Annotated in this window: 9 protein-coding genes; 6 read left to right on the plus strand and 3 right to left on the minus strand. The window is 62.5% G+C overall.

All coding sequences use genetic code 11. The features are described from left to right. Positions 1-30: 30 nt before the first annotated feature. On the minus strand, positions 31-1,581 hold the full coding sequence (locus BDB13_RS05280) for a Rieske 2Fe-2S domain-containing protein (RefSeq protein WP_094270717.1): 1,551 nt from the start codon (positions 1,579-1,581) through the stop codon (positions 31-33). 165 nt (positions 1,582-1,746) lie between these two features. Between BDB13_RS05280 and BDB13_RS05285 the strand changes: the two genes are divergently transcribed. From BDB13_RS05285 to BDB13_RS05295, 3 genes are all read left to right on the plus strand, one after another. Further along, positions 1,747-2,502 carry a lysophospholipid acyltransferase family protein gene (locus tag BDB13_RS05285; protein WP_094270718.1) on the plus strand — a complete coding sequence of 252 codons (756 nt, stop codon included), beginning with the start codon at positions 1,747-1,749 and terminating at the stop codon, positions 2,500-2,502. Positions 2,503-2,506: 4 nt separating this feature from the next. After that, on the plus strand, positions 2,507-3,241 hold the full coding sequence (locus BDB13_RS05290) for a lysophospholipid acyltransferase family protein (RefSeq protein WP_094270719.1): 735 nt from the start codon (positions 2,507-2,509) through the stop codon (positions 3,239-3,241). 77 nt (positions 3,242-3,318) lie between these two features. Beyond that, positions 3,319-4,140: an HAD family hydrolase gene (locus tag BDB13_RS05295; protein WP_169632560.1), complete on the plus strand. Its 822-nt coding sequence runs from the start codon at positions 3,319-3,321 to the stop codon at positions 4,138-4,140. Positions 4,141-4,180: 40 nt separating this feature from the next. Here the strand turns inward: BDB13_RS05295 and BDB13_RS05300 are convergent, their stop codons facing one another. Beyond that, on the minus strand, positions 4,181-6,106 hold the full coding sequence (locus tag BDB13_RS05300; RefSeq protein WP_094270721.1) for an N-acetylmuramoyl-L-alanine amidase: 1,926 nt from the start codon (positions 6,104-6,106) through the stop codon (positions 4,181-4,183). 330 nt (positions 6,107-6,436) lie between these two features. Here BDB13_RS05300 and BDB13_RS05305 point away from each other — a divergent pair, with 330 nt between their 5' ends. After that, a complete protein-coding gene (locus tag BDB13_RS05305; RefSeq protein WP_094274693.1) occupies positions 6,437-7,990 on the plus strand; it encodes a SpoIID/LytB domain-containing protein in 1,554 nt (517 codons plus the stop codon). A 91-nt stretch (positions 7,991-8,081) separates the two neighbouring features. Here BDB13_RS05305 and BDB13_RS05310 read toward each other — a convergent pair whose 3' ends face one another. After that, entirely contained in the window at positions 8,082-9,575 is a 1,494-nt protein-coding gene (locus tag BDB13_RS05310) for a PucR family transcriptional regulator (protein WP_094270722.1), read from the minus strand. 156 nt (positions 9,576-9,731) lie between these two features. On the opposite strand from BDB13_RS05310, the gene BDB13_RS05315 reads away from it, so the two are divergent. Further along, positions 9,732-11,129, plus strand: a complete 1,398-nt coding sequence (locus BDB13_RS05315; protein WP_094270723.1) for an amino acid permease — start codon at positions 9,732-9,734, stop codon at positions 11,127-11,129. A 94-nt stretch (positions 11,130-11,223) separates the two neighbouring features. Then, the gene (locus BDB13_RS05320; protein ID WP_094270724.1) at positions 11,224-12,405 is read left to right on the plus strand and encodes a thiolase family protein; all 1,182 of its coding nucleotides are present in this window, start codon (positions 11,224-11,226) and stop codon (positions 12,403-12,405) included. Position 12,406 lies beyond the last annotated feature (1 nt).

Below are 12,406 nucleotides of genomic sequence, written 5' to 3' on the forward strand. Positions count from 1 at the left end.
CGGCACCCCTACTTTTGTTTGTCAGAACATTCAGCTGAGTTTTTGTGTCCTCAACTCGTGACCCTTGGAGGTCTTGCAACGCCCGGTCTCGAGATCCCACTGCCAGCCGTGCAGGTTGCACGTGAGGTTATTGCCCTCCACCACACCGAATTTGGTGAGATCGGCCTTGAGGTGCGGGCAACGACGCTGAATTTCGTAGCCACCCATCTCGATGGATGCGGTGTCGTCGTGAGCTTCGGAGAACCAACCGTCGGCGTAGGCGATGCGCTCGTCGGTGAGGCACTTGAAGAACGTGTACAGGAACTCGTTGTAGCCGCCCACTCGCCACGCCTCGAAGCGGGTGGAGAGGAAGATGGTGTTGACCCAGTCGGGCTCGTCGTCGCGCAGGACTGTACGAACCAACTCGGGTGCGATGCGGAATCCGTAGCGGTACTTGCCTTCACCCTCGATGGGTGCACGGACGATTCGCTTCGGGAAGTCGAGAACCACGGTCTCGTCGCCCATTACGAGGCCGACCGGGTAGCCGATGCCGTCGCAGATGACGTCGGACTGCGCCATGATCGGCTCGAACTTCGCCTTCAGAGGCTCGAGGAGAGGCTCGCCTTCGGCTGACGCCCACGTAGCTTTCTCGGCTGCGAGGACAGGCGCCATCTTCTTGGCCATGTTCTCGATGTACTCGGCCTTGTTCGAGAAGATAGCGTCTACATCGGCATCCGGAATCGGATGGGACAGAACAGCTTCCGAACCGTGAATTTCCACGGCCGAGCCGGGGATCATCAAGAGCCCGCCGTTGTTTCCGTGGATCCGCATCTGCTCGAGGAACACGATCTGGTCGGGGAAGATGTTGCCTTCGTCGCCGTGATCGTCGTTGAGGCTGCGCAAAGCGTCGTCAAGGAAGACCGGCGGGCCAGCCGACGGAACCACCCAGGTGGCGTCGACCTGCTCGATGTAGCTACGGCAGCGGTCCATGCCACGCTGACGCTTCTGCTTACCGAAGTTGCGCTTGGTGCCGGTGGGGATGTCGTAAACCATCGGGTACCAGATGGCGCCCGAGTACTGCAGAAGATGGATGTCGATCTTGCCGAACTGCTCGCCGAGCACATCCATGTCGACGGGACGAGCGTCGTTCATGTTGAAGCAGGTGGTCTCGCCGTCGGAAATCACGATGCCGGAGTCGCCGATCGGACCGTCGGCCGGGGCGCGCAACGCGATGATCATGATCTCCAGGTCACCCTTGGGGCCTGAAACGGTGTGCTTGACGGAGTCTTCGGTTTCGAAGAACTTGTGGAAGCCGAGTTTCTCGAGCTCACGCTTGAGATCCGGCACCGGATAGTCCGGCAACAGGACGGTGGCGTCCTTGTTGACGTGCTTGCTCAGGGTCTCCGGATCGAAATGATCCTTGTGGAGGTGCGACACGTAGAGGTAATCGCAATTGCCGATGGCATCCCAGTCCAACTCCGTGTTGTCGGGGAACGGGAACCACGACGCGAAATAGGCGGGGTTGACCCACGGATCGCACAGGATTGATCCTGCAGTGGTCGAGATGTGAAATCCGGCGTGACCGACGCTGGTGACCTGCACTGGTATGCCTCCTGAAAGAGCTGAGCGACGCTACCAGCGTAGGCCCTCCGCGGATGGTCCTCGATCAAGCAACCCCGGAGCACTGCCAATAGGCCGACGTCACCGCTGAAAACGCCCGCCCGCACGGTGGGTCAGATCACGGGTTGGCGGCTAGGCTGGGGACCCGTGGACCCCGTATACAGAACAGTCATCGGCATCGCCCGTACCGTCTTCGCATTCGAAGGCCTGAAGTTCTCGGTCCAGGGTGATCGAAACATGCCAGCATCCGGTGGTGCGGTGATCGCCATCAACCACACCGGATACATGGACTTCACGTATGCGGGTCTGCCGGCGCGCACGCCTAAGCGCTACATCCGGTTCATGGCCAAGAAGGAAGTTTTCGACAACAAGATTTCCGGGCCGATCATGCGCGCGCTCAAGCACATCCCGGTGGATCGCGGCGCCGGCGCCGATTCCTACCAGGCTGCCGTCGACTTCTTGAAGAGTGGCGAACTGGTGGGTGTGTACCCGGAGGCGACGATCAGCCGAAGCTTCGAGATCAAGGAATTCAAGTCCGGTGCCGCTCGCATGGCAATCGAGGCCGGTGTTCCGATCATCCCCGTCGCGATCTGGGGTGCGCAGCGCGTCTGGACCAAGGGGTTCCCGAAGCGATTGGGACGCACCAACACTCCGATCTCGATCGTGGTCGGTGAGCCGATCGCCCCGTTCGAACCGGCCAGTGAATTGACCGCGAAGCTGCGCTCGACGATGCAGGAACTGCTGCTCGAAGCGCAGAAGGGCTACCAGCACCCGGCCGGTGAATACTGGGTACCGGCGCGATTCGGCGGCAGCGCACCCACCCTCGAACAAGCCGACAAGATGGACGCCGAAGAAGCCGAGGCAAAAGCGAAAGCGCGCGAGGCACGTAAGTCGGAAGGATGAGCTGATGACCGTCGAACCCGTCTACAGCGCAGTTGAGGGCATCGCGCGTGTCCTCTGCCGCCTTCAGGGTTTGGCGGTCACCCGCACGGGACTCGAGAACATTCCGCCTACGGGCGGCGCGGTACTGGCGATCAATCACACGAGCTACCTCGATTTTGTCCAGGCAGCTCTCGCGGTGGGTGAAACGAAGCGCAAGCTTCGGTTGATGGCAAAAACGGAACTGGCCGACAACAAGATTCTCGGTTTCCTCATGCGCGGCTGCGGCGTCATCGAAGTGGATCGGTCCGCCGGTGCCGAGGCCTTCCGGGTCGGCGTCGACGCCCTACGTCGTGGCGAGTTGGTGGGTGTGTACCCGGAGGCGACGATCAGCCGGAGCTTCGAGATCAAGGAATTCAAGTCCGGTGCCGCCCGCATGGCCATCGAAGCGGGCGTTCCGATCATTCCGGTGATTGTCTGGGGCGCCCAGCGGCTCGTCACCAAAGGTGGTCCGAAGAACTTGGGCCGCAACAAGTTTCCGATATCCGTCGAAGTTGGCTCCGCGATCGAACCCGTCGAGCCGGCCGACGCCCTCAGCGAGATTCTGCGCATCGAGATGGACGCAATTTTGCACCACGTCCAGGACGGTTTCGTTCACGAACCGGGTGCGTATTGGGTGCCGCGTCGACTCGGGGGAGGGGCGCCGACGCCCGAGGAAGCCGCCGCGATCGATGCGCAGGAACGCGCGAAGAGAGCCCGCTGAGCCTGCGAAGAGAGCCAGCTGAGCGCACCGCTGTCGTACCTGACAGGCACAATGGCGGAGTGAGCCCAGACCGTCAGATCAGCCCAGACCGTCCAACCATGGTCGCGACCGATGTCGACGGCACCCTTATCAACGACGACGAGCTGGTCAGTGCCCGTACTCGCGAGGTCATTCACGCCGTCGTGGAATCGGGAACACCGTTCGTGCTGGCGACCGGGCGCCCACCGCGCTGGATTTCGCCGGTAGTCGAAAGTTTGGGCTACGCGCCGTTGTCCATCTGCGCCAACGGCGCGGTTGTCTACGACAGTTACACGGACCGCGTGCTCAGTGCCGCAACACTCTCGGTCGAGGCGCTTGTCGAACTCTCGGAGTTGGCGCTCCACGCACTTCCCGGTGCCGGCCTGGCGGCTGAACGAGTGGGCGCCAGTGCCCACGACGCCGCAACACCGCAGTTCGTAAGCTCACCCGACTACGAACATGCCTGGCTCAACCCCGACAACACCGAGATGTCGGAGGACGACGTGCTGGCCGCGCCGGCCGTCAAACTGCTGATCCGTCGGCCCGGCATGACCAGCACCGCGATGTACGACGCCTTGGCCCCGCACGTCGGGACTCTCGCCGACATGACGTTTTCCACGGAAAACGGTCTGATCGAGCTCTCGGCGCCGGGTGTCACGAAGGCATCGGGCCTGGTGAGTGCGGCCGAGCAGTTCGGGTTCGATCTCTCCGGGCTGGTTGCGTTCGGTGACATGCCCAACGACATCCCGATGCTTGCACTGGCAGATCTCGGCGTCGCAATGGGCAACGCGCACGCCGATGCCAAGGCCGCCGCCGACGAGGTCACCGACACCAATTCTCGTGACGGGGTAGCAAAAGTCCTCGGGCGCTGGTGGTTGTAATACACACCAGCGCCCGAGGGTGAATCTAGCTCTGAAACTGTTAGCCGACAGCCTTCATGATCTGGGTGACGATGCCCGTGACCTGGTTGAAGATCAGGGAACCGTTCTCGAAGTCACTACGGAATCCGTCCGGAATCAAGTACTCGTCCGAAATGGGGAGTCCGAGAACACCGGAGTCGGATCCGAAGCTCTGCCAAGCCTTGAAGATCTCACCGAGGACGGTGTACACGCCGCCGTTGGGGGAGGTGTAGATAGCGCCGTTCTGGAACAACGCTCCCAGGTTGCCGAACTTCGCCTGCAGTTCGCCCGTGATCGCCTCACCAAGACGGCCCAGGTCGCCACCTTCGGCGATCCACTTCTGAACCAGCGGTGAACTGTCGGTCATCTTGATGACCTGGTTGACCAGGTCATTGACGGAACCGGTGCCACCCGCGACCGTGTCGGCAGGTGTCTGAGGCTTGGGGTTCGGCTTGGGGTTCGGTACGTTCGGGCTGGGGTTGCTCGGGCCGGCCCCGTTTGCGGCTGCGGCTGCGATCTGACGAATTTCGCCCATGTGGGAGTACGCCGCATTGCCCGGGCACTCGGTGTATCCGACGTCGCGGTGCGCGAAGATGATCGGCAGCGTGACAGCAGCTCCTTGCGGGTACTGCGTGAACTCGGTGCCTTCGGAGTACATGACGGTGGTGCCCAGCGGATTGAGTCCGGCCTTCTTGAGCTTCCATCCGAGGAACTGGCCAACCGAGTTCAGCATTGCCTGCGAAGGCTGCACGGTGGAGTAGTCACCCATCATCGCGATGCCGGTGGTGTTCTCGTTGAAGCCGCCGGCGTGAGCGCCCTGAACCGGCCTGTCGAGTCCGCCTGCGCGGCCTTCGAAAATCTGACCGTACTTGTCGACGAGGGCGTTGTATCCGACGTCGCACCAGCCCAGAGTCTGCGCGTGGTAGGCGTAGATGCCGCGGACGATCTCGGCTGATTCGGCCTTGGAGTAGTTGTTGTTACCGGCGGTGTGGTGCACGGTCGCGCCGCCCAGGCCGTCGTCGTACGTCGGATTCTGGCACCGCTTGGACTCGTCGGCACCCCACTGCGCGCGAGTAATCACTGCCGGCCCGCCAGTGGCGATCGGCGCGGCAACTGTCTGCAGATTGGCGTCAGCCCCACGAGCGCTCGGATCGATCAGCACAGCGGTGACGGCGTCGGCGGTGGTCTCGACCTGATGGAGCGGCTTGGATACCGATGCCGGGGTGTAACCGAGTTCGCCCTCGGCAACAGGAGCTTCAGCAACAGGAGCTTCGGCAACTGGCGCTTCAGCCACCGGTGCGGCTGCGGGTGCCAGTTCTGCGACCGGTGCCGGTGCGCTCGGCGGCGTCAGGATCTGGATGGCCTTGGTAAGGCCGACATACACGGGTTCAGTCGCGCTGCCGCTGTTCGTGGCCTGGTCAGAGCTTGCGGAATCAATGGCGTCGGGTGTGAACCACGGGCCCCAGATGCCGTCTTCGGACAGGGCGCGGATCTTGGACTTCGCCGAGTCGACGGTGTCGGAGGTCAATGCAACCATGCTGAAAGGAGTGTCGCGGGTCAGTTGCTTGACGACGGCTCCGGGTACTTCTTCGCTCTGAACCGGGGTTTCGGTGACGGCGCCGGGGGCTGCGGGAGCCGGGAGCAGTTCCGTCGGAATCGTGATTCCGGCCGGAAGCTGGAGATCCTTGGGGATCAGGCTCTTGAGATCGCTCAGGTTGATGTCGGGCAGATCGAGGCCGGTCAGCTCCTTGATCGGAATGATGATGTCCGGAACCGACGCGAGGAGTATTTCCGAGATCTGGGTGGGGGCCACCACGGATGACGATTCGTTTGCCGAACGGACATCGGGCGTGGATTCGGTGAGGCCGTATACCGCAAACGGACTTGCGACAGCCAGTACGGCTACGGCCCCAAGTACGAATGAGGTCTTAGGTCGACGGTGTGGCAAGGGGATACTCCTCGGTTGTAGTTACTTACGAGCGAATTTCAGGGCCGGTTACGGCCTCGAGTGGAATTGACCCGAACCGGATCCGAGCAGGTCGGAGGCCGTGTTTCGCGGATCAACGCCGTCTTTCGGACGCATATGTCTGCAACTCGTGATGCTGGTGTGACTCATGTGACTGGTGTTGCTAAGTCCGGGCACTCTTGCAACACTAGTCACACAAGTCCATAACGCTCAACCTTAGGGTGAGACTTTACTCAATCGTTGTGGACTGGACCACGTGCGGAGACCCGACTTCGCAACCCCGTGAGTCCAGCGGTGATCAGGAGAGCGTCGATGGCGAAGAGTAGAAGAAGCGGAACTGCAGGTAAGACGCCTGGTGGGCGCTACTTTTTGGTGGGCGGGCCCGGCCGACGACGCTCCGTGATGCGTATCTCGGTGCTGGGACTGGTTCCCGCCCTCGCTCTGGGAATCGCCGTCGGCGGAATCGGGGCGTTCCAAGTCGACGAACCGTCGATCGTGCCCGCAGTCTCCGCCGACACTCAATTCACCCTGTCCGGTCACGGCAACGGACACGGCCGCGGAATGGGGCAGTGGGGTGCCTACGGTTACGCCAAAAACCAAGGATGGTCCGGCGAGCGAATTCTCAGCCACTATTACGGCGGCACTCTGCTCGACACCATGCCGCCCGCTCAGATGAGTGTGCGACTCACCGCTCAGGACAACGCGACGCTCGACGTCTATTCCGCCGCCGGGATGGTCGTGAACGGGCAGCGCACTGCTCCGGGGGAAGCTGCGCACCTGACGGCTTTGCCGGGCGGCGGCGCAAATGTGGTTGTCACCAGCGGGTGCGGCGGCGGAGTGGTCTGGGAAGCGGTCACGGATCATCCGTGGGTGGATCCGATCGACTTGTCTCCGGATCGGCCTGCCGATCAGTTCTTGACGTTGTGCGACAACAACTCTCCGTATCGGGGTGCGCTCGGAGTTGTGCTCGACGACGGGTCCGCGCGGACCGTCAATCTGGTCGACATGGAGGATTACCTTCTTGGTGTTGTTCCGGTCGAGGCCAAGGCTGACTGGGCTGACAGTGGCGGAGCGGAGGCATTGCGGGCGCAGGCTGTAGCAGCACGTTCGTACGCTGCCGTCGAACATCGAAGCTCTTACGCGGATACCTGCGACACGCAGGATTGCCAGGTGTACGGCGGTGCGGGCAAGGAGGATCCTCGCACTACGGAAGCCGTGCGCACCACCAGCGGAGCTGTACTTTCGCGTGACGGACAGATTGTGGCAACCGAATTCTCTTCATCCACAGGTGGTTACAGTTCCGGCGGTGAGTTCCCCGCAGTTGCCGACGAAGGTGACACCATTGCTCCCACCCATGACTGGACTCAGACATTGACTGCGGGAGAGATCGCGGAAGCATTCGGAGTCGGTGAACTGCAGTCGTTGAAGGTTGTCTCCCGTAACGGGCTGGGGAATGGCGGCGGCCGCGTGACTGCGCTCGAGGTTGTGGGCACGAATGCCACCGTCGGTGTGACGGGAGCACAGGCAAGGGTGAAACTGGGGCTGAAATCCGACTGGTTCACTATCGGTAATGACGTTGATGTGGTAGCGCCTCCGGTGCCGGAATCCTCAGTGTCGGAACTAAATTCGTCAATTTCGCAAGCGTCCGGTACGGTTGGCGAGACGCAGATCGATGCGAAGTATCGCGAATTCGGGGGTCCCTCCGGTTCCCTCGGTGCTCCGGCCGGACCGGAGATGCAGTTACCGTCCGAGGCCGGCACCTTCCGCGTTTACGAGAACGGGACCATCATCTGGACAAAGGTTTTGGGTGCGCAGGTAGTAGATGCCAACGTGCTCCGCGAGTGGATACCGACGGGCGAAAGCTAGGGGAAGGTCGGTCGGTAGCACCTCGCACGAAACGGCTCTGAAGGGTTCCACCGCAATCCGGTGGGGCCCTTCAGGTCGTTCAGCACCCGGCTCAGGCAGTGGGGGCATCACCGAGAAGGCGATACTCGAGCCACAGTTCTGCCCGCTCGGTGGGCGAGCCGAGGTCGAGCCCGAGAAGAACCTCGATTCGAGAAAGTCTGCTGCGCAACGTATGCCGATGGACGTTCAAGGCCGTCGCCGTAGTGTCATTGACTCCGTTGTGGGCCAGCCACATTGCCAAGGTCCGATACAGCTCGCTACCACCCTTCGCTTCGAGAAGGGGGCGCAAGTGGGCTGCCGCGAAGGCCGTCGACCGATCTTGGTCGAGGAACGCCGACAAGCCGCTCTCCGAAAGTTCCGCGAACCGCATCGAGCGGAGGTCACGTGAACTTGCTTCGGCCGCAGCCTGCGCCGCCTGCCGTCTGGCCCGGGACAGATCTTCCCACCACAGAACGTCCGAAACGCCGACGGTTACGTCGACCTCTTCGATGCGCGCGAGGATTCGTCCACTGTCCGTAGCCGACACGACCACGGTCAGCGCATCGTCGGTAATCCCGAAAGCGAGATCGCGGCTGAGGCCGTCGAGCAATGAGACGGACACGCTTTCCAGCAGCCCGCTGCTCCCGGCAACATGAAAGACCTGGAACGGCTCGACCGGAAAACCTCCCCACAGTTCCCCGGAAATATCGCGGGCCAGGGTGTTCTGCCCTTCGAAGAGTTGATACATCGCAACCGAACGCAGTTGGTTCATCGTCAACTGGGCGTCACGTGCCCGGGTCGTCATCAGAGTCAGCAGTGAAGACGCGGCGATGACGATGCCCTGGTTCAAGGACCCGACCGCACCCGGACATCCCGCGACGAGATAACCCATCAACTTGCCGGTCGACGTCAACAGTGGATGCGAAATCACGTCTTCGTTGTCGCTCGTGAGAAAGCTGACCTCCATCGGCCGAGCCTGGCGTTCGGACGCCGTGCGTTCCACTCCGCTGATCGCCGGACCGTGCGATACCTCGACCATATGGCCCGCGCTGTCGAGCAACCCGGCCCAGCCGCCGATCAGTTCCGCGACGCGGCGTACCACGGCGCGCGTCCCGTTGACCGTCAGCGCAGCTTGCAGTAGCCGGCGCAGGCTTTGGTAGTTGTTTCGGAGTTGCTTCATGTCGTCGTCGGATTGGGCCCGCGACACGGCCTTGGTGATGGCGATGAACGGAGTTTGCAGTGGGACTTCGATCAACGGGATGTCGAAATGCGAGGTCGCGTCGATCAGATTTCGCGGTACTTCGTCGTAGTGCAGGCCAGTTCCGAATCCAATTCCGGCAATTCCGGCTGCGACCAGAGTCCGGACGAATCGGGTAGTTTCTGCCGCTGTCGTGGGCAGTGACACCCCCGTGAGAAGCAGTAGTTCACCGCCGTCCAGGAAGGGCGTCGGATCTTGCAATTCGGAAGCATGTGCCCAGGTCAGCGGGCGATTTAGTTGATCGTTTCCGGTCAGCACGCGTAGACTGAACAGCTCGGTGTCGCAAAGCTGACGGATGGTGATCGGCATGTGTACAGTCTGCCACCCAAATTCGCCGCTTTGTAGTGCCTGCGATCACGTTTGTACAAAGTGGAGCCTTCCTGGAAGGGGCTCGAGGTTCGACACTGGCTACCGCAAAGTACCGATTCACCTCGAAGTACTGATCCAGATCCAGAAGGAGCCCTGATGTCCAGCACCGACCAGCCCGCACTTCAGCACACGCTGAAGCAGCGGCATCTGTCGATGATCGCCATTGCAGGTGTCATCGGTGCCGGACTGTTCGTCGGCTCCGGTGTCGCAATCCGTGAAACCGGCCCCGGCGTCCTCATCTCGTACGCCCTCGCCGGATTGGTCGTCATCCTCGTGATGCGCATGCTCGGCGAGATGGCGTCGGCATCGCCGGAAACCGGATCGTTCTCGTCCTACGCGGACAAGGCCATCGGCCGTTGGGCAGGATTCTCCATCGGCTGGCTGTACGCCTGGTTCTGGATTATCGTCCTCGGCATCGAGGCAACCGCCGGCGCGCTCATCATGAACCGTTGGGTGCCAGGCGTTCCGCAATGGACCTGGGCACTGATCCTGATGATCGTGCTGACCCTGACCAACATCATCTCGGTCAAGGCCTTCGGTGAGTTCGAATTCTGGTTCGCGTCCATCAAGGTCGTCGCCATCATCGCGTTCCTCGCAATGGGCATCCTTGCGATCCTCGGCCTCATGCCTGGCGTCGAAGCGCCCGGAATGAGCAACCTGACCGGACACGGCGGATTCCTGCCCAACGGCGCGGGAGCAATGTTAGCCGCGGTCCTTGTGGTGGTGTTCTCCTTCTTCGGAGCCGAGATCGCCACTATCGCCGCCGGCGAATCGGCCAACCCGGTGCACGCCGTTCGCGCCGCCGTCAAGTCTGTCGTCTGGCGAATCCTCATCTTCTACATCGGCTCCATCGCCGTCGTCGTCACGCTTCTTCCCTGGGACAGCGCTTCCGTCGCACTCAGCCCGTACGTCGCCGTCATGGACTCGTTCGGTATCCCCGGCGCCGGCAACATCATGGACGTCGTCGTCCTGACATCCGTGCTGTCCTGCCTCAACTCCGGCCTGTACACCGCGAGCCGCATGATCTTCTCGCTCGCCGGCCGTGGCGACGCTCCCAAGTCGCTCAGGCGCATCGAAAAGACCGGCGTCCCCATGCGCGCAGTCTTCGTCTCGACCATCGTCGGCTTCCTGACCGTCGGCATGAACTACCTGTCCCCGGACAAGGTTTTCCTCTTCCTGGTCAACTCGTCCGGCGCGATCGCGCTCTTCGTCTGGCTCGTGATTGCTGTTTCCCAGCTCCGGACCCGTCGCAAGCTCGAAGCTGCCGGCGTGAAACTGGAACTGAAGATGTGGCTCTTCCCGTACCTGACCTACGCCACGATCGTCGCGATTCTGGGTCTCTGCGTCGGCATGGTGGTGCTCGAATCCACCCGTAGCCAGATGGTGGTTTCGCTTGCTCTCGCAGCGATCCTGGTGGGAATCGGCCTCTACCGCTATCGGAACGACGACAAGAAGACTGTCGAACTCGAAGGTGAGTCCGCGGCCACGTCCTGACCGAACGTCCTCATCTGCGAGATACTTCGATGTCCTAGTATCGGCCTCGGACAGAAGAATCTTCGCGCGTGCGCACAGCAGATGAGGACAACCCATGACTACTCCCGAACCGATCGTCATCGTCGACGGGGCTCGTACCCCGGTAGGTAGCTTCGGCGGCGTCTTCAAAGACGTCCCCGCACACGAGCTGGGCGCCACCGCAGCGAAAGCCGCGCTGAGCCGCGCCGGAGTTGCCGCCGAGGACATCGACGAGGTTGTCATGGGCTGCATCGGCCAGGTCGGCCCCGACGCCTACAACGCACGCCGCGTCGGTATCGCTGCCGGCCTGCCCGAGAACGTTCCCGCCTACACCGTCAACCGCCTCTGCGGCAGTGGCCTGCAGGCCGTCTGGTCTGCCGCTCAGCAGATGCGCTGGGGCAGCGCCGCCATCACCCTCGCGGGCGGCGACGAGAGCATGTCCCGCATGCCGTTCTACGATTTCGCGGCCCGCTCCGGCTACAAGCTGGGCGACCGCAGCCTCGTCGACGGCACCGTCGCGATGCTCACCGACCCCTTCAGTAACGCCCACATGGGCCGCACCGCCGAAGCCGTCGCCCGCAAGTACGGTGTCAGCCGCGAGCAGCAGGACGAATTTGCCGTCGAATCCCAGCGTCGCGCATCCACTGCCGCCGCGAAGGCTGCTTTCGCCGAAGAAATCACTCCCGTCGAAACCGGTGGCCGACGCTCCGTCACCGTCACCGAAGACGAGCACCCCAAGCCTGGCACCACGATGGAAACCCTCGCGAAACTGCGCCCCGCCTTCGAAGAAGGCGGATCCGTCACCGCCGGCAACGCGTCGGGAATCAACGATGGCGCCGGCGTATTGGTACTCGCCACCGGCACCGCCGCTGCCGAGCGCGGACTGACCGGACTGGTCACCCTCGAAGCCGTCACGACGGCAGCCATGGACCCGGCTCTGATGGGTTACGCGCCCGTCCTGGCCCTGAAGAAGCTGTTCGAGCAGACCGGACTCAGCCCGGCCGATATCGGAATCGCCGAGGTCAACGAAGCCTTCGCCTCGCAGGCCATCGCCGTCATCCGTGACGCCGGCCTCGACCCCGAGAAGACCAACCCGTACGGCGGAGCCATCGCGCTCGGCCACCCCGTCGGAGCCACCGGAGCCATCCTCACCCTGCGCGCGGCCCGCGACATGGTTCGCAACGACCTCGAATACGGCATCGTCACCATGTGCATCGGCGGCGGCCAGGCACTCGCAGCACTGCTGAAGCGAGTCTGAT

The organism is Rhodococcus sp. OK302, assembly GCF_002245895.1.
GTDB lineage: Bacteria > Actinomycetota > Actinomycetes > Mycobacteriales > Mycobacteriaceae > Rhodococcus_F.

Bases quoted from the DNA above. Each gene is read 5' to 3' on its own strand.
- BDB13_RS05290 (WP_094270719.1), top strand. From the start codon at position 2,507: ATGACCGTCGAACCCGTCTACAGCGCAGTTGAGGGCATCGCGCGTGTC.
- BDB13_RS05305 (WP_094274693.1), top strand. From the start codon at position 6,437: ATGGCGAAGAGTAGAAGAAGCGGAACTGCAGGTAAGACGCCTGGTGGG.
- BDB13_RS05310 (WP_094270722.1), bottom strand. From the start codon at position 9,575: ATGCCGATCACCATCCGTCAGCTTTGCGACACCGAGCTGTTCAGTCTA.
- BDB13_RS05315 (WP_094270723.1), top strand. From the start codon at position 9,732: ATGTCCAGCACCGACCAGCCCGCACTTCAGCACACGCTGAAGCAGCGG.
- BDB13_RS05320 (WP_094270724.1), top strand. From the start codon at position 11,224: ATGACTACTCCCGAACCGATCGTCATCGTCGACGGGGCTCGTACCCCG.